Here is a 21,765-nt window from a genome sequence, read left to right as displayed (position 1 = left end):
AGGCCGAGCGGCCGTTAAAGTGATGGCAATGTGATACGCATCACATTGAATGTGCTTAACTGTGATCAGTGAAGGCACTGTGCCATCTTTTTGAGTGGGTCGGAGCTTTACCCTTGTCACGCGCGTCCGCTGTACGTTTCAGTCATTTCCTACCTTCACTGCTGTTACTGCTGGCGGGGCTATCGGCTGCGTACGTGAAGGACCTCAACGTGTTCTTCACCTCGCTGTTCAACGTGCTGCCGACCTTGGTGCTGCTGCTCGGCGGCTCGTATTGCGCGGTGTATCGGCGCCAGCGTGAACTGTTCCTGATGATCACGGTGTACGTCGTTTATTTCCTGCTGGACACCCAGACCGACTACTACCGCGACAATGGCCGAGTCCGGGAAGACGCGGCGGTGGTGTTCCATCTGTGCTGCCTGTTGCTGCCGCTGCTGTTCAGCATCTACGCGCTGTGGCAGGAAAAAACCCACCTGTTTCGCGACTTCGTGGCCCGTTGCGCCGTGCTCTTCGCCGTCGGCAGCGTGGCGCTGGCGCTTGAACAAAGCTTCCCGCAAGCGCTGTTGAGCTGGCTGGCAGAGATTCGCTGGCCGGCTTTGCACGGCAGCTGGATGAGCCTGATCCAGCTGTCGTACCCGATGTTCCTGATTGGATTTGTCACCCTGGCGGCGCAGTACTGGTATCAGCCGCGCCCGTTGCATGCCGCGCAACTGGTTGGCTTGCTCGGGCTGTTCTGGATGTTGCCGCAGACCTTCATCCTGCCGTTCACCCTGAACATCATGTGCAGCCAGGTGATGCTGATGATCGCTGCGGGCGTGGCACATGAGGCGTATCAAATGGCCTTCCGTGACGAGCTGACCGGCTTGCCGGGCCGCCGCGCGCTCAACGAACGCATGCAGCGCCTTGGGCGCAACTACGTGCTGGCGATGAGTGACGTCGATCACTTCAAGCGTTTCAACGACACCCACGGCCATGATGTCGGCGACCAGGTATTGCGCCTGGTCGCCAGCAAGCTCTCCAAGGTCAATGGCGGCGGGCGTGCCTACCGTTACGGCGGCGAGGAGTTTGCGGTGGTCTTTGCCGGCAAGACGCTGGATGAGTGCATGCCGTACCTCGAAGAAATTCGCGAGATCATCGCCCACTACGACATCAAGCTGCGCAACCCCGACCGCCCTCATGACGACCAGCAGGGCCGCCAACGCCGCGCGGGCAGCGGCGCGTCGAGCGTGTCGGTAACCGTCAGCATCGGTGTGGCCGAACGCCAGGCCGAACAGCGCACCCCGGAAGAAGTGCTCAAATCCGCCGACCAGGCGCTTTATGCCGCCAAGGGCGCCGGACGTAACTGCGTGGTCGCGGCCGGGCAAACCCGGCGTGGCGCGGTGCGTATGGCGAGTGCTGCCGGTTGAGTGATGGCGGTGTATTCAGCGGTTCTACAGTGATTGTTTGCGGCGGTGGCCGGCAGTAGGTTGAAACCATCTGCTGCCGGAGACATCGCCATGCCTGACTACAAAGCTCCCCTGCGCGACATGCGCTTTCTGATCGACAACGTGTTTGATTTTCACGGCCACTACGCGGCCCTCGGCGCCACAGACGCCAGCCCGGATATGGTCAGTGCGATCCTCGAAGAAGGCGCCAAATTCTGCGAAAACGTGCTCGCGCCGCTTAATCGCAGCGGCGATGAGGAAGGCTGCCATTTCGACAACGGCGTGGTCACCACGCCCAAGGGCTTCAAGCAAGCCTTCGCCCAGTACGTGGAAGGCGGCTGGCACGGCGTGGCAGCGGACCCAGCCTACGGTGGGCAAGGCCTGCCGCACTCGTTGGGGCTGGTGTTGAGCGAAATGATCGGCTCCAGCAACACGTCCTGGGGCATGTACCCGGGGCTGACCCACGGCGCCATGTCGGCGATCCACGCCCACGGCACCGAGGAGCAGAAAGACACCTACCTGACCAAACTCACCGCCGGCGAATGGACCGGCACCATGTGCCTGACCGAAGCCCACTGCGGCACCGACCTGGGGCTGATCAAGACCCGTGCCGTGCCCCAGGCCGACGGCAGTTACGCGGTCACCGGCAGCAAGATCTTCATCTCGGCCGGCGAGCATGACCTGAGTGCGAACATCATCCACTTGGTGCTGGCCAAACTGCCGGATGCGCCGGCGGGCACCAAAGGTATCTCGCTGTTTATCGTGCCCAAGTTCCATGCCGATTCGGGTGAGCGCAACGCGGTGCACTGCGGCTCCATCGAGCACAAGATGGGCATCAAGGCCTCGGCCACGTGCGTGCTCAATTTCGACGGTGCCAAGGGGTTCCTGATTGGCGAGGCGAATAAAGGCCTCAACTGCATGTTCACCATGATGAACCACGCACGGCTGGGGACCGGCATGCAGGGCCTGTGCAATGGCGAGGCGAGCTTCCAGGGCGCAATCAAATACGCCAATGATCGCCTGCAAATGCGCTCGCTGACCGGCGCCAAGGCCCCGGAAAAGGCTGCCGACCCCATCATCGTGCACGCTGATGTACGCCGCATGCTGCTGACCATGAAAGCCTTCAACGAAGGCAACCGCGCGCTGACGTATTTCACCGCGCAATTGCTCGACACCGCGCACCTGAGCAACGACGCGGGTCAGCGCCAGGACGCTGAAGACCTGTTGGCGTTCCTCACGCCGATCTGCAAAGCCTTTATGACCGACACGGGCCTGGAGGTGACCAACCACGGCATGCAGGTATTCGGCGGCCACGGCTATATTCGCGAATGGGGCATGGAACAGCTGGCACGCGATGCGCGGATCGCGCCGATCTATGAAGGCACCAATGGCATCCAGGCGCTCGACCTGCTGGGGCGCAAGGTGCTCGGTAGCCAAGGCAAGCTGCTGCGTGGTTTTACCAAAATCGTGCATAAATTCTGCGCGGCAAATGCCGAACACCCGCAGCTCAAGGCTCACGTGGCGCAACTCGATCAACTGAACCAGCAATGGGGCGAGCTGACAATGAAGGTCGGCATGGCCGCCATGAAAAACCCGGATGAAGTGGGCGCCGCGGCGGTGGATTACTTGATGTACAGCGGTTACATCATCCTCGCCTATCTGTGGTTGCGTATGGCGATAGCGGCTCAGGCACACGACGACACCGAGTTTGCCCAGGCAAAGCTTTCGACCTGCGACTTCTACTTCAAGCGTTTGCTGCCGCGTACGGCCACGCACCGGGCAGCGGTGGAGGCGGGCAGCGAGTGCCTGATGAGCTTGCCTGCTGAGTTGTTTGCACTGTAGGCGGCTGATGCTTCTGCGGGTAACTGTGTGCGGGCTTGTGTGGGAGCTGGCTTGCCTGCGATGCAGTCACCTCGGTAGGTCAGTGAAACTGCGGTGATGCCATCGCAGGCAAGCCAGCTCCTACATTAGATCTGTGTGTGACTTATAAATACTTAATAGTCACGAACGGACCCTATGTGTCTGAAAAGTTGTTCGGGTACACTCGGAGCCTGTAAAACCGATCCTACCGACTTACTTTTCACGTTCTCACGAGGTTTGCCATGGCTGATTACAAAGCGCCGCTGCGTGATATGCGCTTCGTCCTCAACGAAGTCTTTGAGGTCGCCACCACTTGGGCCCAATTGCCGGCATTGGCAGACACCGTGGATGCCGAAACCGTCGAGGCGATCCTTGAGGAAGCCGGCAAGGTCACCGCCAAATCCATCGCACCGCTGAGCCGCAATGGCGACGAGCAAGGCTGCCGTTGGGCCGATACCGTGGTCAGCACACCGGATGGTTTCCCCCAGGCCTACAAAACCTACGCCGAAGGTGGCTGGGTGGGTGTAGGCGGCGACCCTGTCTTTGGCGGCATGGGCATGCCCAAGGCGGTGTCGGCCCAGGTTGAGGAAATGATCAACTCGTCGAGCCTGGCGTTCGGCCTGTACCCGATGCTCACCTCTGGCGCCTGCGTGTCGATCAACACTCACGCCAGTGAAGCACTCAAGGCCACCTACTTGCCGAAGATGTATTCCGGCGAGTGGGCCGGTTCCATGTGCCTGACTGAAGCGCACGCGGGCACCGACCTGGGGATTATCCGCACCAAGGCTGAGCCGCAGGCGGACGGTTCCTACACGATCAGCGGCACCAAAATTTTCATCACCGGCGGCGAACACGACCTCACCGAAAACATCATCCATCTGGTGCTCGCCAAGCTGCCGGATGCGCCGGCCGGTCCGAAAGGCATCTCGCTGTTTCTGGTGCCCAAGTTCATGGTCAATGCCGACGGCAGCCTGGGCGCGCGTAACCCGGTGAGCTGTGGCTCGATCGAACACAAGATGGGCATTCAGGCGTCTGCGACCTGCGTGATGAACTTCGACGAAGCCGTGGGTTACCTGGTGGGCGAGCCCAACCGTGGGTTGGCGGCGATGTTCACCATGATGAACTACGAGCGTCTGGGGGTGGGTATCCAAGGCCTGGCATCCGGCGAGCGCTCCTATCAGAACGCGATTGAATATGCGCGTGATCGCCTGCAAAGCCGCGCACCGACCGGCGCCCAGGCTAAAGACAAAGTGGCCGACCCGATCATCGTGCATCCGGACGTGCGCCGCATGCTGCTGACCATGAAGGCTGCGAATGAAGGCGGTCGCGCGTTCTCCACGTACGTGGCAACGCAATTGGACATCGCCAAGTTCAGCGAGGATGCCGCCGCCCGTGAGCGTGCGGACAATCTGGTGGCACTGCTCACACCCGTCGCCAAGGCGTTCCTCAGCGATCTGGGCCTGGAAACCACCGTGCTCGGCCAGCAAGTGTTTGGCGGCCACGGCTACATTCGCGAGTGGGGTCAGGAGCAACTGGTGCGTGATGTGCGCATCACGCAGATTTACGAAGGCACCAACGGCATTCAGGCGCTGGACTTGATGGGGCGCAAGATTGTCGGCAGCAACGGCGCGTTCTATACCCTGTTCGCCGACGAGATCCGTCAGTTCATTGCCACAGCGGACGCCCAACTGGCTGAGTTCACCCGTCCGCTGAGCGCGGCGGTGGATAACCTGGATGAGTTGACCGCCTGGGTGCTGGACCGCGCCAAGACCAACCCGAATGAAATCGGTGCAGCGTCGGTGGAATACCTGCACGCCTTTGGCTACATGGCGTACGCCTACATGTGGGCCCGCATGGCGAAGGCCGCGTGGGGCAAAGAGTCTGAGGAAGACTTCTACGCGAGCAAGCTGGGCACGGCGCGTTTCTACTTTGCGCGCCTGCTGCCACGTATCCATTCGCTGAGTGCGTCGGTAAAAGCCGGTAGTGAATCGCTGTTTTTGCTGGATGAGGCACTGTTCTAAGGGCTTGGAGGGCGTGTAAGCATTCTCTTACATGACGTGCTGCTATTCGTCCTCTATCGCCAAATTGGATCCACGGATAATCTACTTCACATGGACGTCGCGCAGGAAGCGCAAAGCAACAACACGGACACGTAGGATTCTGCCAGGACGGCGGAGTGAAATGGATGTCAGGGAAACAGTCTGCAAAACCCCGCTTCGGCGGGGTTTTCTTTTGCCCGCGAAAAAGTCAGGCAGGCGCCTGCGGGGCATTCATCACGTCTTCCAGCAGTGTGCGCAATAACGCCACCGTTGCTTGCTGGCGCTGTACATCGCGGCACACCAAGCCCACTTTCAGCGCCACCCGGGTTCGCTCAAGGGTTTCCACAGCAGCGCCTTGCTGTTGTGCTCATCCTGGGAGCGCCCGGGCAGTACCGTGGCCAGCTTGGTATGGGGCAGGCTGTCGAGAATGCCGACCATGGTATTCAGTTCGGCCTGCACCTGTGGCCGGCGCCCGAGGTTGGCGAGCTGGCCCTGCCAGATCTGCCGCACCTGAAACTCCTCTCCCAATAGCAACATCGGTAATTCGGCCGCCTGTTTCAGCGAGACCTTCTTGAATTCGCGCAAGGGGTGGTCTTCCGGGATCACGACCTTCAATTCGTCTTCATACAACAGCACGCCGTGCAGCCCGGCTGGCGCGGCGGCAGGTAGCTGATGCCGATGTCCAGCGAGCCGTTGAGCAAGCGCCGTTCAATCTCCAGGCCGGTCAATTCGTAGATCTGCACCACCAGATGCGGCTGGGCCTTGCGCACGCGCTCAAGCATTTGCGGGACCAGGCTGGTGTGCACCGTTTGCAGCACGCCGATGGCTAGAGTGCGCATGGCCTGGCCCTTGAAGTTGCGCAGGGCTTCGACGGCCTGTTGCATACCGTCGATCAGCGGCAATGCGTGGTTGTACAAGGTATGCGCGGCCAGCGTCGGCAGCAGGCGCTTGCTGCTGCGCTCGAACAGGCTCACATCCAGGTTCTGCTCCAGCTGGCGAATCTGTTGCGACAGGCCGGTTGGGAGATCGACAGACGCTCCGCAGCGCGGCCCACGTGGCCTTCCTCATACACCGCGACGAAATAACGCAGTTGCTTGAAATCCATAAGGCTTACTTATCGAAAAAGCTGGAAAATCGAAATGGCCGGTGGGCCCCGAGACGCCTAGTCTAGCGCCTATTCGCAAGGCTTACAGGGCCGGATCTGGCAATGAATAGCGTTTATGTTGATGGCGTTTACATAGGCAAGACAAAAAACCTCGAGGCAGTCTTTGCACAGGACTGCGACCAAGGTCAGGTTGCCATTGGGGGTGAGGTGTGAATCTGTTTCGTCGCCCTGCACCGAGCCTGGACGATCTGATCCTCGACGCGCCGCACGAGGATCTGCCCAGCGATGCCCTGATGCCCACCGTCGCAAGACCTGCGCAGGTCTTCGTGCGCGGCCAGGGCTCCTGGCTCTGGGACAGCGACGACCGTGCATACCTTGATTTCAGTCAGGGCAGCGCCGCCAACAGCCTGGGCCACAGCCCGCAGGTGCTGATCAAGGCCCTCGCCGATCAGACTCAGGCGCTGATCAACCCCGGCAATGGCTTGCACAATCGCCCCCAACTGAACCTCGTCGACCGGTTGTGCCATCACACGCGCAGTGATCAGGGATACCTGCTTAATAGCGGCGCTGAAGCCTGCGAGGCTGCGATCAAGCTGGCGCGCAAATGGGGCCAACAGCACCGCGGCGGCGCGTACCACATCATCAGCGCCAGCAACGGTTGCCATGGCCGCAGTTTTGCGGCGATGGCGGCTTCGACCGGGGCGGGCGGCAACCGTTTTGAACCGCAATTGCCGGGTTTCAGCCATGTGCCTTTCAACGACCTGCCTGCGTTGCACGCGGCGGTCGATGCACAGACGGTGGCCATCATGCTGGAGCCGATTCAGGGCGCAGCCGGCGTGATCCCCGCCACCGAGCACTACCTGAAAGGTGTTGAACGCCTGTGCCGCGAGCTGGGCATCCTGCTGATTCTTGATGAAGTGCACACCGGCATCGGCCGCTGCGGCACCTTGCTCGTCGAACAACAGTACGGCGTGCGCGCCGACATCATCACCCTTGGCAAAGGCCTGGGTGGCGGCGTGCCGTTGGCGGCCCTGCTGGCGCGTGGCAAGGCCTGTTGCTTCGAGCTGGGCGAGCTGGATGGCACCCACCATGGCAACGCGTTGATGGCTGCGGCCGGGGAGGCGGTACTAAAAACGGTACTGGAGCAGGGCTTCCTGGAGCAGGTGCGCGAGTCCGGCCTTTACCTTGGCGAAGGCCTCGCCCGCCTGGCTTATCGCTACGACCACGGCCAATTGCGCGGCCATGGCCTGATGTGGGGCCTGACATTGTCGGATGATTCTGCAGATGCCGTCGTAAAAGCAGCACTGCACGAAGGTTTGATCCTTAACGCCGCGCAACCCAACGGCCTGCGCTTCACCCCAGCCTTGACGGTCAGCAAAAGCAATATCGACGAAATGCTTTTGCGCCTGGCTCGCGCCTTCTCCCGAGTGCGCACCGCGCAGTTGCAATGCCGCAAGGGCATCGCCGTTTAACCCACATTTCAGAACCGTCTCGCGGCCTACGCGGCGCCCTCAGCCTGATTCTTTTGGCTGGGGGCGTTTTTTTGTCTACGCACTTCAAGGTGGCCCAGTGCCAGAATCCACTGAACCCTCACGAGTGCCCAAGGTCGATTAGCTACACGGCTCACACGAGCCGATTATCTGGAGCTGACCCATGGACATCATTCGCATCATCATCGCCATTCTGCTGCCGCCACTGGGTGTGTTCCTGCAAGTGGGTTTTGCCGGCGCGTTCTGGCTGAACATCCTGCTGACCCTGTGCGGTTACTTCCCGGGCATCATTCACGCCGTGTACATCATCGCCAAACGCTAAAACTGTCAGCCTTTTGCAATGAGCCGCGAGTTGCGCTCGTTGCGAAAGGCCAATTGCTCGATGGTCTGGGTGGCGTGTTCGGCTTCTTCCCGCGCTTGCAGGATGATGCCGTGCTGCTCGGACTTGCTGCACACCGGGTCGGCGTTGCTCGCGTCGCCCGTGAGCATGAACGCCTGGCAGCGGCAGCCGCCGAAGTCTTTTTCCTTTTCATCGCATGAACGGCACGGCTCGGGCATCCAGTCGTAGCCGCGAAAGCGGTTGAAGCCAAACGAGTCGTACCAGATGTGCTGCATGCTGTGGTCGCGCACGTTGGGAAATTGCACCGGCATCTGTCGGGCACCGTGGCAGGGCAGGGCAGTGCCGTCCGGTGTTACGGTCAGAAAAATACTGCCCCAGCCGTTCATGCAGGCTTTTGGGCGTTCTTCGTAGTAGTCCGGTGTAACGAAGATCAGCTTGCACGGGTGGCCTTCGGCTTCGAGCTTGGCCCGGTATTCGTTGGTGATGCGTTCGGCGCGCACCAGCTGTTCTTTTGTCGGCAACAACCCCACACGATTGAGCTGCGCCCAACCGTAGAACTGGCAGGTAGCGAGCTCGACGAAGTCTGCTTCCAGCGCGATGCACAGCTCGATAATGCGGTCGATCTTGTCGATATTGTGCCGATGCGTGACGAAGTTCAGCACCATCGGATAGCCATGCGCCTTCACCGCGCGGGCCATTTCCAGCTTTTGCGCGAAGGCTTTTTTCGAGCCGGCCAGCAGGTTGTTCACCTGCTCGTCGCTGGCCTGGAAGCTGATCTGGATGTGGTCCAGGCCAGCTTTCTTGAAGTCGCTGATTTTCTGCTCGGTGAGGCCGATGCCGGAGGTGATCAGGTTGGTGTAGAAGCCCAGCTTGCGCGCCTCGGCGATCAGTTCGGCAAGGTCCTGGCGTACCAGCGGTTCACCGCCGGAAAACCCCAGTTGCGCGGCGCCCATTTCCCGCGCTTCGCGAAACACTTTGATCCATTGCTCGGTGCTCAGCTCTTTGCCCTGCTCGGCGAAATCCAGCGGGTTTGAGCAGTACGGGCACTGCAACGGGCAGCGGTATGTCAGCTCGGCGAGCAGCCACAGCGGCAGGCCAACGGGTGGCTTCTCAGGCAAGTTCGATCCAGTGCTCAGCACGGGCGACCTCCATGAAATCCTCGATGTCTTGACCGAGTTCAGGTACGCCGGGGAATTGTTTATCCAGCTCGGCGATGATGGCAGCCACGTCGCGTTCGCCATCGATCAGACCACCGATCAGCGCGGCGCTGTCGTTGAGCTTGATCATGCCTTCGGGGTAGAGCAATACGTGGCCTTTTTGCGCGGGCTCGTACTGGTAGCGATAGCCCTGGCGCCAGGTCGGTGTTCTGCTGCGATCAAAGCTCATAGGGTGATCCCTTTATGCCATACACGCTGATCAGTCACGCTGTGATATGGCGGGCGGTTCAGTTCATAGGCCATGCTCATGGCATCCAGCATGCTCCACAAGATGTCGAGTTTGAACTGGAGAATTTCCAGCATGCGCTCCTGACCTTCGCGAGTGGTGTAGTGCTGCAACGTGATCGCCAAGCCGTGTTCCACATCGCGTCGGGCCTGGCCCAGGCGGGTACGGAAATACTCATAGCCGGCCGGGTCGATCCACGGATAGTGCTGCGGCCAGCTGTCGAGGCGCGACTGGTGGATCTGCGGCGCGAACAGCTCGGTCAACGAGCTGCTGGCGGCTTCTTGCCAACTGGCACGGCGGGCAAAGTTGACGTAGGCATCCACGGCAAAACGCACGCCGGGCAGCACCAGTTCCTGAGACCGCAGTTGGTCCGGGTCCAGACCAACGGCCTGGCCCAGACGCAACCAGGCTTCAATACCGCCGTCTTCACCGGGAGCACCGTCGTGGTCGAGCAGGCGCTGGATCCACTCGCGACGGATCTCGCGGTCCGGGCAATTGGCCAGGATCGCGGCGTCTTTCAGCGGGATATTCACCTGATAGTAGAAACGGTTGGCGACCCAGCCCTGGATCTGCTCGCGGGTGGCGCGGCCTTCATACATCGCCACGTGGTACGGGTGATGGATATGGTAAAAGGCGCCTTTGGCCCGCAAGGCATGCTCGAACTCGGCGGGCGTCAGCGGTGTGTCAGTCATGTGGTCTGCTCCTACAATTCAATGCTCATGCCGTCGTAAGCCACTTCAACATTACGCCGTGCCAGCTCGGCGCGTTCGGGGGAGTCTTCATCGAGGATCGGGTTGGTGTTGTTGATGTGGATCAGCACCTTGCGCTGCTCGGGCAACTGCTCCAGCACTTCGAGCATGCCGCCGGGGCCGTTCTGAGCCAGGTGGCCCATCTCGCGACCGGTGCGGGTGCCGACGCCACGGCGCTGCATCTCATCGTCGTCCCACATCGTACCGTCCACCAGCAGGCAATCACTGCCGGCCATGATCTCCAGCAACGGCGCGTCGACCTTGCCCAGCCCAGGGGCGTAAAACAGTTTGCCGCCGGTGCGCAGGTCTTCGACGATCAGGCCGATGTTGTCGCCTGGGTGCGGGTCGAAGCGGTGCGGCGAGTAGGGCGGCGCTGCGCTGCGCAATGGCAGCGGCGTGAAACGCAGGTTGGGGCAGGCCGGGATGGTGAAGCTGGCGTCCAGCTCGATGCGGTTCCAGGCCAGGCCGCCGTTCCAGTGCGTGAGCATGGTGAACAGCGGGAAACCGGTGCTCAAATCTTCATGGACCATGTCGGTGCACCACACCTGGTGCGGGCAGCCTTCGCGCAGGCTCAACAGGCCGGTGGTGTGGTCGATCTGGCTGTCCATCAGGATGATCGCGCTGATACCGGTATCGCGCAGCGCACGGCCGGGTTGCATCGGGGCGAAGCCTTGCAGTTGCGCGCGGATATCCGGCGAAGCGTTGCACAGTACCCAATTCACGCCATCGTCGGAAATCGCGATGGACGACTGAGTGCGCGCCTGGGCCCGCAGGCTGCCGTCACGAAAACCTGCGCAGTTCACGCAGTTGCAGTTCCACTGCGGGAAGCCACCGCCGGCGGCGGAACCTAGAATCTGGACAAACATGATTGCTCCATCACGCAAAGCTCAAAACAAAAACGCCCCGGGCGAACCGAGGCGTTGTATTACTCAGCCAATCAACGGCTGGCGAAGTACATGGTGACTTCGAAACCGATACGCAGATCAGTGTAAGCAGGCTTGGACCAGGTCATATTCATACTCCTACGAAGGGATGGGACGTTCACTACTCATACATATAGTCCACCTCCAATCGGAGATGTTCAGAGGTGTGCGGATGAATGTTACGCAATTCTTTTCAAGTTAGCGCTGTCTTGGTGGCAAAAGCCTTTTGCAGGGCCAGCAATGATCAGCCTGCCGTTTGCCAGGAACCGTTGATGGGCGGGCCGTTGGCCACACAGCGCCAACCGGCTGCAGCGTCATTGAGCTGCCCTGCGGCACGTTGCAGATCCTCGCGCGTGCAGGTTCGGATCAGCTGTTGAAGTGGCGCCAGATAACCCGACGAATGGCCAGCCAGCTGCGCCTGCCAGAGCAATTCGGCGGCTTGGACGATCGGTAATGCCTGTGCCGTGAATTGCTCTGCCAGGGTTTGGTTGCCCAATTCGGCGCTGTTGTCGATCAACGCCGGAAGCTGCGCCAGGAAGGTCTGCACGTGCTCGAAGATCCCGGTCAGGGATACGCTGGGTGATTGCACGCCAAACAGCAGGCCGGTTTGCCCGTTGATCTGTCGGATGCCGCTGAACACGGCGTAGCCGATTTGCAGTTCGACGCGCAGTTTTTGGTAAAACGGCCCCTGGAGCAGATGCCCGAGCAGTCGCCATGCCGCTTCATCGGCCAGGGATTGGCTTGGCGTAGGGCAAAACAGCAGCAACGCGGCTTCGCGGGAGTCGGTATTCACTTCGTGCCAGAGCCGCTGGCCGTCGAGGGTTTTCGGCGTGTGTTCGAAGCTTTCCGGCTGGCCTGGCAATCGCGCGGCTGCGGTTTTGATCGCCGCTTCACTGGCAGCGGGCAAACCTGTGCCCAGGCCCTGCCAACGCGCGGTGGTCCATGACGCTGGCGTCTCGCCGGCCCCGCAAGCGATGCCGGCACAGCAGGCAGGCAACGCCTTGAGCAGCTCCCGAATGGCAATCATCGGCGTTTGTGCGGGTGACGGCAGCGGCCCATCGGACTGGCTGAGGTTAAGCGCCAGCGCCTCGACCACAGCCGCGATTGGTTCGTGAAGGCCAACTATTTTCACGCGCCAGTCATTGGCGGCGGTTTCGAAGGCCAATTCGACGCCCGCCTGACGGGCCTGCTCACGCAACGGCTGCAACGCATGTTCCAGGCCTGCGGGTACCAACGAATCAAAGCGCCATTGCAGGTACAGCGCGCCTTCGTTGGCGTCATCCGCCAAGGCCTGGCTGAACGTCAGCGCCGACACTTCCCGTCGTCCCCGCGAGCGATCCTGGGCGAACGTGCGCAAGCCACGGTGGGCGCTGGTCTGGCCGCGAATCAGGCCGGCGCGCGCTTGCTTGACCGCTGGGCGCAGGAAGGGGTTGTTGGGCGGCAGTTGCCAAGCGTGCTCGGAGGGCGGCAGGTGCAGTGAATCGAGCAGATTTTTCAGGGCCGCCACGCCCTGTTCCGATAGATCCTCGCTGTCGTTGCGGGCCAGCGCCAGGGCGCCCTGGATTTGCTGCTGGCGAGCGTTCAGCAAGGCGAACTCTTCTCGCAACGGCGTCCAGTCGCTCTGTGCGAAAAAGCTCAACCAGTCGTGCAATAACGTTTCGATCTGAGTAGCCGACCCGTCTTGAACGATGAGGGAAAAGTCGATATCCAGCAGCGCTTGCCCGGCGAAGTGATACAGCACGGACGCGTGCAGTGCGTGGGCCACGTTTCGCGTTTGCAGCTCGGCCAGTAACCCGCCGGGCGCCGGGGCGTTGAGCCAGGTGCAGAGAAAATCCAACGCTTCACGGGGTACGTCACAGGCAATGACGTGGTGCCGATGATTATTGGCGGTGTATTGATAACTCACTGCTTGATCGGGCAACAGCGCAGGCGGCTCGGCCTGTGGGTGCAAAGGCCCGCAAGCCAGTGCCTCGCTGAATCGCTGCGCCAAGGCTTCCAGCTCGTCCAGCGGCTGCGGGCCGGCCAGGCTCAACGTCATCTGCCCGCTCTGATAAAAGTGCGTGTGAAATTCGCGCAGTGCTTGCTGAAATGCCTCACGCTCCACCGGCAGGCTGTCCCGGTTGCCGGCGTGAAAACCGCGCAGTGGATGGTCGGCGGCCAAGCCCTCCAACAGCGCGACCTGCTGCTGAGCCTGGGCATCCTGGGACCATGCAACAAACTCTGCGTGCAACACTTCGCGCTCACGCAACTGGTCTTCAATCGCCAGGCGCGGGTGGGCCAGCATATCCGCCAGGCGCTCAAGCCCGTCGGCAAAGGTCGCCAGCGGCAATTCAAAGAAGAAGTCCGTCGTACGCTCCCGGGTACTCGCGTTGACCTGCCCGCCATGGCGCTGCACGTAGGCCATCAGCCCTTCATTTGCGGGAAAACGCTGCGTGCCGAGAAACAACAAATGCTCAAGAAAGTGCGCCAGCCCCGGCCAGGCCAAGGGCACGTCATGGCTGCCGGCAGCCACGCGCAGCACCGCAGCGCAACGCTTCAGACGTGGCGCATGGCGCAGCGAAACCCGCAGGCCATTGGCCAGGGTCAGGTGAAGGTGATGAGGGTGGGCCGGCGCAGGCATGGGCACTTCCGAAACGTAGGAGGTGGCCATGTTATCAAACCGCTGACAAACCGGCTGGGTCAGGGCTTGTGCAGTGCGCCGTACAGCTCGGGGCGACGGTCTTGCAGGTAGTGGTTGGCGGCGCGGGCGTCGAGGATGGACTGGCGGTCCAGCGCCCCGACGATCAATGTCTCATCCAGCCCGGCCTGGGCGATGCGCTGGCCATTCGGCGCGGCGATGCTGCTTTGCCCGCAATATTGAATCTCGCCTTCCTGCCCGCAGTAGTTGGCGTACGCCACATAACACTGGTTTTCAAAGGCCCGCGCCCGCACGGTGACGTCGGCGACAAAGTCGAACGGCACCATATTGGCAGTCGGCACCAGGATCAACTCGGCACCGGCCAGCGTCAGGCGACGGGTATTTTCCGGAAACTCCAGGTCGTAGCAGATCAAGAAGCCAAGCTTCCAGCCGTTCAATTCCACCAACGGGAAATCATCTTCCCCGGCACTGAACATCGAGTGGTCCAGGTCGCCAAACAAGTGGGTCTTGCGGTAGTTGCACAGGCGCTGGCCGTGGGCGTCGATCAACTGCACGGCGTTGTAGATCTGCCCGTCCTCGGCCCGCTCCGGGTAGCCGTACAGAATCGCCAACCCGGCGCTTTTGGCCAGTGTGGCAATCGCCTGCGCGGACGGCCCATCCTGAGGTTCGGCAAGGGCGCCGACCGCTTCGGCGCCGATGTTGTAGCCGCTGAGGAACATCTCCGGCAGCACCAGCACATCGGCATCCGAGGCCTCATGCGCCAGTGGGTGCAGGCGCTTGAGGTTACCGGCCACATCCAGTGGCAGCGGCGGGCATTGGTACAGGGCAACGCGCATGCTCAACTCCTTAATCGGCCAGGGCGATCGGGCCGATTTCGTCAAAGACATCACCCGGCCCTGGGTTCTCCGGATGCGTGCTGCCGCCGAAGTGGGTCATGATGCCCCACACCGCGTTCAGCGAGGTTTGCACCGCGCCTTCGACCCAGGCCGGCGTCCAGGACACGTCGTCACCGGCAATAAAAATCCCACGTTGTTCAGCGGGCATGTCCTTCTGCATGAAGTGCGCATACATCCGCTGGTTGTAGCGATAGTGGCCGGGCAGCGCGCCTTTGAAAGCCCCGAGGAAATGCGGGTCGGCTTCCCAGGACACAGTGATCGGGTCGCCGATGATGCGCGCCTTGATATCGACTTTCGGGTAGATCTTTTTCAGGGCGTCGAGGGCCAGTTTCACTCGCTTGTCGATGGGCTGCGGGAGCATTTTCAACGCGTCGCTCATCCACGAGTACGACAGGCAAATCACGCCCGGCTTGTCGTCGCCGTTGTCGAACAGGTAAGTGCCACGGGTCAGGCGATCGGTGAGGGTCATGCTCATCAGGTCGCGGCCAGTTTCCGGGTCTTTGTCTTTCCAGAACGGGCGGTCGACCATCACGAAGGTTTTCGACGACTGCATGTAACGGGTGCGGTCCAGGGCCATCCACATTTTTTGCGAGAACAGGGTCTCGTCGCATTCGATCTGGGTGGTCAGCAACCAGCTTTGGCAGGTGGTCAGCACGGCGGCGTATTCACGGGTGTCGCCGTAGTTGTCGGTCACAGCAAAGCGGCCATCGGCGGCGTGGGCTATACGGCTCACACCGGCCGTGGCGCACCGCGATGCAACGAGCTGAGACTGGTGCCGGCCGGCCAGTGCGCACAACGCTCCGGCACGTGGCGCCAGATGCCCATGGGCACTTGCGCCACGCCGCCGACGACCAGGTGCTGGTGGTCGTCGCAGTTGGTCATCACCACGCGGAAAATTTCGAGCATCGAGTTGGGGAAATCCGAGTCCCAGCCGCCGGTGCCGAAACCTACCTGACCAAACACTTCGCGGTGCGCAAACGAGAGTTTGGCAAAGGCCTTGGACGTGGCGACGAAGTCATAGAAGGTGCGGTCGTCCCACAGCGGCACCAGCTTATTCCACAACGCTTTGAGGCGCGGCACGTCGCGGTCGCGAATGGCTTGCTGGATATCACCGAACTGCGAACCGGCTTCCAGCGCATCGGCCCAGGCGTCAGCAACTTCCTGGAACAGCACCGGCAAGTCCGAGAGCTTTTGCGCGTAGTGTGTCTGGCCTTCGAGGTCGATCACCGTGCTGCCGGAGGCCGGCGTCAGCGGGTTGGGGAAGGGTTTGGTCTCCAGCCCGAGCTTGTCCACATAGTGGTAGAACGCGGTCGACGACACCGGAAAACGCATGCCGCCCAGCTCGGCGATGATGCCCTCGGCCCCTTCAAACGCCTGGGAGCGCAAGCGGCCGCCCATTTTCGAGGCTTCATACACCACCGGCTTGAGGCCCAGCTTCATCAGCTCGTAAGCGGCCACCAGGCCCGCGATCCCCGCACCGACAATCGCCACTTCGGCGCCATGGTTGGCGGCCGGAATGCTGCCCAGGCCGGCCGGATGCTCAATCCAGTCATCAAAGGCAAACGGAAAGTCCGGGCCAAAAATGGTGATGGGTTTTTTACCGTCGGCGGGGTGGCGATGGGTCTTGCTGATGGTGCTGGACGGAATGCTCATGGCTGACCTTACTGGCGACTCGGCGGGATGTGGCCCGTTGAGTATAGGAAAAGATGGCAGCCAGTTTAGGGAGCGTAGCGTTCGTTAATAAGACGCAAAGTGTCGTCGTATTGGATTGTTTTCAGTCAGAGTGACGAAGAGGGTGGTCAGACTGGCTGGCCACGGTCCAATTTGTTACTGAGGATGATCGACGTGGTGGTTTTTTCCACGCCATCGACACTGCCAATCTGGTCCAGCAATTGATCCAGCTGCTCCGGTGAATCGGTGCGCAGCCAGGCCACGTAATCAAATTCGCCACTCACCGCACACAGCTGCTGCACCTGCGCCATTGCACTGAGCCTGCGCAACACTTCCTTGCCCGAACGCGCTTGCACGGTGATCCCGACATACGCCTGCAAACCACCATCGACCACACGCTGCCCGAGGCGCACGCCATAGCCGGTAATTACCTGGGTTTTCTCCAGGCGCGCCAGACGCGACGTCACCGTGGTGCGCGCAATGCCCAACTGCCGGGCAAGCATGGCCACGCTTTCGCGGGCGTTGATCTGCAAGGCGGCGATCAGTTGGCGATCGATTTCATCGAGGACGGGCAAGGGCAGGGCTCCAGTGCGGGCGGCAATGGGTCGCCATGTTACAGGCTTGCGCCCGTCTGGAGCGCGGCGATCTGCGAGATTAAGGTGCCTTGCAGACTTTCGCGGCGGCGGGATCGTTCGGGATAAACGAGTCCGGCGCGCCGGGCTTGAGCACCACGTAGCCACGGCGCCATGGCTGGTCGTCGATCAGCTTCCAACGATGGCCGGTGCCGGTGTTGTCTTCGGCGACCAGCACTTCACCGGGGTGCAGGGTGAACGTCTCGCCGTCGCGGGTAGCGAAGGCCAAGGTGCCGGAGAGGGTCATGACGTACTGCGGCTCGGGATCGTTATGCCAATCGTAAGAAGCGTGCGCCGGGGTTGTCTTGAAATGAATGGCAGTGACGTCGTTGCGCATGCTCGGGTCGATGGTGCCCTCCAAAACGTGCGAGGCGTTGTCTGCGCCGGTGCAGAGTTTGTACGCCTTGATGGTGGCCGGAGCAGGCGATGCTGCGTGTGCGCAGTTCAGGGTGGCGAAGGTGATTGCGAGAGCGCCTGCGGTGCGCAGGCTGAGGGTAAAAAAGGCGCGGGGTGAACGGTTGGCTTGAGGCATGGAGCCGAGTTCCTCGTGCTGGTTGAGTGGCCGGCCATGGTCTGTGCCGCAGCAGTTGAGGACAATTAACAAATCTTTCATTGCTGGAAAAGGCGTGGGAGTCAGCGTCGCCTTTTCCATACGCCAGACACGCGAAAGCCGCGCATTGCGCGGCTTTTTTGTTTGGTGGGCCCACACGGACTTGAACCGTGGACCAAAGGATTATGAGTCCTCTGCTCTGACCAACTGAGCTATAGGCCCTTGTAACAGGTCGCGGATTATAACGATGGTTTCCCCGCTGTGCCATCCGAAAAGTCTGAAACCCTCAGATGAAGAAAAGCCTCGGCAAAAAGCTCGGGCGGCAGGGGCAGGCTGACGATGTAGCCTTGCATCTGTTCACAGCCTTCGGCGGCAAGAAAGGCTTGTTGCGCGGGGTTTTCCACGCCTTCGGCGATGATGGTGAATTGCATGCTGTGGCCCAGGGCGATGATGGCGCGCACGATGGCGGCGTCGTGCGGATCGTCGGGCAAGCCGCGCACGAAGGACTGGTCGATCTTGAGGAAATCCAGCGGCAAGCGCTTGAGGTAGCTGAGGGATGAATAGCCGGTGCCGAAATCGTCAATCGCCAGCTGCACGCCCAGGCGTTTGAGTTGGTGCAGCACTTCCAGGGCTTCCTCGGCCTGGCTCATGATGAAGTTTTCGGTGATCTCCAATTGCAGGCAGCCGGGCTCCAGACGGTAGTCGCGCAGCAGCTGTTCAATGCGCGCGAGCAGGTTGGGGTGGCGCAGTTGTGCGCCGGCGAGGTTGACCGACAGTGGGCCGAAATCCTCATAAACCGTTTGCCAGGCGTGCAGTTGTTGGCAGGCCTGTTCCAGTACCCAATCGCCGATCTGCAGGATCATGCCGTTTTCTTCGGCGAGGGGGATGAAATGCTCAGGCGGCACGTCGCCAAAGGTTGGATGGCGCCAGCGGATCAGGGCTTCGGCGCCGATCAGTTCGTGGGTCGCCAGGCTCAGCTTGGGTTGGTAATACAGGCTCAGTTCGTCACGTTCGATGGCGCGGCGCAGTTCGTGTTCCAGGGCCACGCGCTCGTTGGCTTGGGCGGTGAGGTCACGGGTGTAGCTTTCGACGCGGTTGCGGCCCTTGGCCTTGGAGCGGTACATCGCCGCGTCGGCGTTTTTCACCAGGGTGGCGACGTCAGTGCCGTCCTGCGGGTACAGGCTGGTGCCGATACTCGCGCTGATAAAGAACTCGTGCTCGCCGGCCTGGAACGGCGGGGTGAAGCAGGCGAGCAGCTTGTTGGCCAGGTGCGCGGCATCGCTGGCGTGTTGCAGGCCGGGCAGCAGGATGATGAATTCGTCGCCGCCCAGGCGTGCCACGGTGTCGACATCGCGCAGTTGCTCTTTGAGGCGCACGGCGATGTCCTTGAGCAGCAGGTCGCCGATGGGGTGGCCAAGGCTGTCGTTGATGTGTTTGAAGCGGTCCAGGTCCAGAAATAGCACGGCGCCTTGGTTGCCGCTTTCCTGCTGGCCATTCAGTGCGGCCTGCAACCGGCTTTCGAACAGGGTGCGGTTGGGCAAGCCGGTCAGTGGGTCATGGTGTGCCTGGTAGTCGAGGCGCGCCTGGGCGTGCTTGAGGCTGGAGATGTCGGCAAACACGGCGACAAAGTGGGTGATCAATTGCTCACGGTTGCGCACGGCACTGATGGTCAGCCAACTGGGGTACAGCTCGCCGTTCTTGCGGCGGTTGGAAATCTCGCCCTGCCAGTGCCCGTGGGCGGTCAACTGGTGCCACATGGCTGCATAGAATGCGCTGTCGTGCAGGCCGGAGGCGAGCAGGCGCGGCGTGCTGCCAAGGGCTTCGGCTTCGCTGTAACCGGTGATTTCGCTGAACGCGCGGTTGACGGCACTGATGTTCTGCCGGGTGTCGGTGATCAACACACCTTCGGCAGTGCTCTCAAACACCGTGGCGGCCTGTTGCAGTTTTTCCTGCATGAACTGGCGTTCGGTGATGTCTCGCGCAATGGTCAACATGCAATCTTCATCGCCGATCGGCAGTGGCCGACTGGACACTTCGCAGAGGCGAATCTGCCCGTCGTTGCGGCGTATATGGCAGACGAAGTCGCGCACAAACCCGTCGCGCTGCATCAGCTCCAACATGTGTTTGCGTTCGTTGAGGTCGACCCAGATACCCAGGTCCAGGGTTGACTGGTCGAGCGAGGTCACGCTGGTGAAACCGGTAATACGGCTGAAGCCCTCATTCACTTCAATCAGCAGCCCGTCACGTTGACGGCTCAGCAGTAGGCCATCGGGTGAGGCGTGGAAGGCTTTGGCGAATTTCTCTTCGGACGTTTGCAGCTGTTGCTGGGTTTCTTTGAGCTGGGTGATATCGCGCACCACCACCACCAGCGCTTCGGTGGTGTCGAGTTGGAACGGTTGCGCCGAGATCAGCCCGGTAAACGCCTGGCCGTTGCTGCGTCGGAACGACATTTCGAGGTTGCGGATGCTGGTGGTCTGCACGCGTTGCAGCAGGTCGGGCCCGACGCCCTGAATGCCCCAGATATTCAGTTCTGTGGCGGTCTTGCCCACCACTTCCTCGGCGCTCAGGCCGATCTGGTCTTCGAACGCCTTGTTGACCTCCAGCAGGCAGCCATCGGACATCCGCGCAATCACCAGGATGTCCGGGCATTGCTGGAACACCGAGGCAAATTTCTGCTCGGAAAGCTGCAGGGCTTCTTCAGTGCGCTTGGCTTCGCTGATATCGATCATCAAACCGCGCAGCACCGGCTCATGCCCGTGTTCGATAAGGCTGACAATGTCACGTACCCACAGGCAGCGCCCGTCCGCAGTGATCACTCGGTAATCGAGGCTGTGGTCGCGGTTGGCGCGGGTTTCCGGTAGCAGTAAGCCTCGGCGCGCGTCAGGTCGGCGGGGTGGATGATGTTGCGCCAAAACCCTGGAATCAGCCAATGCGCGCGGGGATAGCCGAGCAGCTCTTCGGCATGCGGCGACACGTAGCTGTAGGTGAAGTCCGTGATGCTGGCTTCCCAAGCGATGGCGGACAGGCTCTCCACCAGGCCGCGGTAGTGGTATTCGCTGCTGCGCAGTTCTTGCTCAAGGGCAACCCGCCGGGATATTTCCGAACTGAGCCGACGATTGATCCGAATCACGATGGCCAGCACGGTACTCAACAGCAGCACGGCTGGCAGGCCGTACATCAGCAGGTCGGCCCAGAACATGCGGTGATCGGTGAAGCTGCCTACCCAGTGTTGCTGGATGGCGTCGGTTTCGTCCGAACTGAGGTCGGCGAGCACCTTGTCCAGGATACCCACCAGCATTTTCTCATCGCGCGGTACGGCCATTGCCAGTTGATAGCGGTAGGGCGTTTCACCGCTGACGTATAACCCATCGAGTTTGAGTTGGCGCAGGCTCCAGACGCTGGAGGCGAGGTCACCGACGACAGCATCCACTTCATCAGTGGCCAGGGCTTGCAGCGTCGAGCTGACGTTGGGCATGGCCACCAGGTTGAGGTCGGGATGGTGGGTGCGCAGCAATTCGTGGGGCGCGTAGTTCTCCACCACGGCGATCTTCAGCCCGTAAAGGTCCTTGAGGTTGCGCGGTTTGGCGCCGCCTTCGTGGGCGAGGATGACAATGGGAAAGTCCAGATAAGGCCGTGTGAAGGCCAGGAAACCCTGGCGCTCCGGGGTGGACATGATGCCGGGCAGCAGGTCGAGCTGGTTGTTTTTGGCCTGTTCGAGCACGGCGGTCCAGTTGGCGGGCTCGATCAGGTTGATCCTGACGCCCAGGCGGTCCTGGATCAGGCGTACGTAGTCGGCGGCAAGGCCCTGATAACGGCCATTTTCGTCACGGTATTCGAAGGGTGGCCAAGAAGTGTCCACTCCCAGTCGCAGCTCTTGATGGTCCGCCAGCCAGCCACGCTCTTCATCGGTGAGAGTCAACGCGCCAGCCGTTGCGGTCCAGGTGAGCAGCGACAGCAGTATCACGGTCGGCAGTCTGGGCATAACGGTCTCGTTATGGCACGGGGAAT

14 protein-coding genes, 1 tRNA gene and 3 pseudogenes are annotated in these 21,765 nt (G+C 61.3%); 5 read left to right on the top strand and 13 right to left on the bottom strand.

What is annotated here, in order from left to right:
• Window positions 1–113: 113 nt before the first annotated feature.
• The 3 genes from AB5I78_RS26760 to AB5I78_RS26750 all read left to right on the top strand — a co-directional run bounded on the left by AB5I78_RS26760 (window position 114) and on the right by AB5I78_RS26750 (window position 5,302).
• A complete protein-coding gene (locus AB5I78_RS26760) occupies window positions 114–1,403 on the top strand; it encodes a diguanylate cyclase (protein ID WP_262209351.1) in 1,290 nt (429 codons plus the stop codon).
• Window positions 1,404–1,493: 90 nt separating this feature from the next.
• Window positions 1,494–3,263, top strand: coding sequence for an acyl-CoA dehydrogenase C-terminal domain-containing protein (locus AB5I78_RS26755; protein ID WP_369302021.1), 1,770 nt, complete (start codon window positions 1,494–1,496; stop codon window positions 3,261–3,263).
• Between the two features lie 260 nt (window positions 3,264–3,523).
• Window positions 3,524–5,302 carry an acyl-CoA dehydrogenase C-terminal domain-containing protein gene (locus tag AB5I78_RS26750; RefSeq protein ID WP_145157479.1) on the top strand — a complete coding sequence of 593 codons (1,779 nt, stop codon included), beginning with the start codon at window positions 3,524–3,526 and terminating at the stop codon, window positions 5,300–5,302.
• Window positions 5,303–5,528: 226 nt separating this feature from the next.
• On the opposite strand, the pseudogene AB5I78_RS26745 reads toward AB5I78_RS26750, so the two are convergent.
• A pseudogene (locus AB5I78_RS26745) lies at window positions 5,529–6,425 on the bottom strand (LysR substrate-binding domain-containing protein).
• A gap of 209 nt (window positions 6,426–6,634) precedes the next feature.
• Here AB5I78_RS26745 and AB5I78_RS26740 point away from each other — a divergent pair.
• Together AB5I78_RS26740 and AB5I78_RS26735 are read left to right on the top strand one after the other, a co-directional pair.
• A complete protein-coding gene (locus AB5I78_RS26740) occupies window positions 6,635–7,897 on the top strand; it encodes an aspartate aminotransferase family protein (RefSeq protein ID WP_369302022.1) in 1,263 nt (420 codons plus the stop codon).
• A gap of 181 nt (window positions 7,898–8,078) precedes the next feature.
• Window positions 8,079–8,237: a YqaE/Pmp3 family membrane protein gene (locus AB5I78_RS26735; protein WP_010207008.1), complete on the top strand. Its 159-nt coding sequence runs from the start codon at window positions 8,079–8,081 to the stop codon at window positions 8,235–8,237.
• A 5-nt stretch (window positions 8,238–8,242) separates the two neighbouring features.
• On the opposite strand, the gene pqqE is transcribed toward AB5I78_RS26735, so the two are convergent.
• The 12 genes and pseudogenes from pqqE to AB5I78_RS26675 form a co-directional block, all read right to left on the bottom strand.
• On the bottom strand, window positions 8,243–9,394 hold the full coding sequence (pqqE, locus tag AB5I78_RS26730) for a pyrroloquinoline quinone biosynthesis protein PqqE (RefSeq protein WP_106575539.1): 1,152 nt from the start codon (window positions 9,392–9,394) through the stop codon (window positions 8,243–8,245).
• Entirely contained in the window at window positions 9,366–9,641 is a 276-nt protein-coding gene (gene pqqD, locus AB5I78_RS26725; RefSeq protein WP_017138041.1) for a pyrroloquinoline quinone biosynthesis peptide chaperone PqqD, read from the bottom strand. Before pqqD ends, pqqE begins: the two co-directional genes overlap by 29 nt.
• Window positions 9,638–10,390, bottom strand: a complete 753-nt coding sequence (gene pqqC / locus AB5I78_RS26720) for a pyrroloquinoline-quinone synthase PqqC (protein ID WP_145157473.1) — start codon at window positions 10,388–10,390, stop codon at window positions 9,638–9,640. Before pqqC ends, pqqD begins: the two co-directional genes overlap by 4 nt.
• Window positions 10,391–10,401: 11 nt before the next feature.
• Window positions 10,402–11,313, bottom strand: a complete 912-nt coding sequence (gene pqqB / locus AB5I78_RS26715; protein ID WP_106575537.1) for a pyrroloquinoline quinone biosynthesis protein PqqB — start codon at window positions 11,311–11,313, stop codon at window positions 10,402–10,404.
• A 71-nt stretch (window positions 11,314–11,384) separates the two neighbouring features.
• Window positions 11,385–11,459: a pyrroloquinoline quinone precursor peptide PqqA gene (gene pqqA, locus AB5I78_RS26710; protein WP_003194766.1), complete on the bottom strand. Its 75-nt coding sequence runs from the start codon at window positions 11,457–11,459 to the stop codon at window positions 11,385–11,387.
• Between the two features lie 155 nt (window positions 11,460–11,614).
• Window positions 11,615–13,990 (bottom strand): pyrroloquinoline quinone biosynthesis protein PqqF, encoded by a 2,376-nt coding sequence (gene pqqF / locus AB5I78_RS26705; RefSeq protein WP_369302045.1) that lies wholly within the window; start codon window positions 13,988–13,990, stop codon window positions 11,615–11,617.
• Between the two features lie 59 nt (window positions 13,991–14,049).
• Window positions 14,050–14,844, bottom strand: coding sequence for a carbon-nitrogen hydrolase family protein (locus AB5I78_RS26700; RefSeq protein ID WP_369302023.1), 795 nt, complete (start codon window positions 14,842–14,844; stop codon window positions 14,050–14,052).
• Between the two features lie 10 nt (window positions 14,845–14,854).
• Window positions 14,855–16,536: pseudogene (locus tag AB5I78_RS26695) on the bottom strand (flavin monoamine oxidase family protein).
• A 167-nt stretch (window positions 16,537–16,703) separates the two neighbouring features.
• Window positions 16,704–17,150 carry an Lrp/AsnC family transcriptional regulator gene (locus AB5I78_RS26690; RefSeq protein ID WP_106575534.1) on the bottom strand — a complete coding sequence of 149 codons (447 nt, stop codon included), beginning with the start codon at window positions 17,148–17,150 and terminating at the stop codon, window positions 16,704–16,706.
• Window positions 17,151–17,229: 79 nt separating this feature from the next.
• Window positions 17,230–17,739 carry a cupin domain-containing protein gene (locus tag AB5I78_RS26685; protein ID WP_369302024.1) on the bottom strand — a complete coding sequence of 170 codons (510 nt, stop codon included), beginning with the start codon at window positions 17,737–17,739 and terminating at the stop codon, window positions 17,230–17,232.
• 163 nt (window positions 17,740–17,902) lie between these two features.
• Window positions 17,903–17,979 (bottom strand) — tRNA-Ile (locus AB5I78_RS26680).
• A 17-nt stretch (window positions 17,980–17,996) separates the two neighbouring features.
• Window positions 17,997–21,739, bottom strand: a pseudogene (locus tag AB5I78_RS26675) (EAL domain-containing protein).
• Between the last annotated feature and the right edge of the window lie 26 nt (window positions 21,740–21,765).

Source organism: Pseudomonas sp. N2-3-1-14 (assembly GCF_041228395.1).
Lineage (GTDB): Bacteria > Pseudomonadota > Gammaproteobacteria > Pseudomonadales > Pseudomonadaceae > Aquipseudomonas.
The sequence above is the reverse complement of the archived record's forward strand: the minus strand, read 5'-3'. Positions and strand labels throughout refer to the sequence as shown.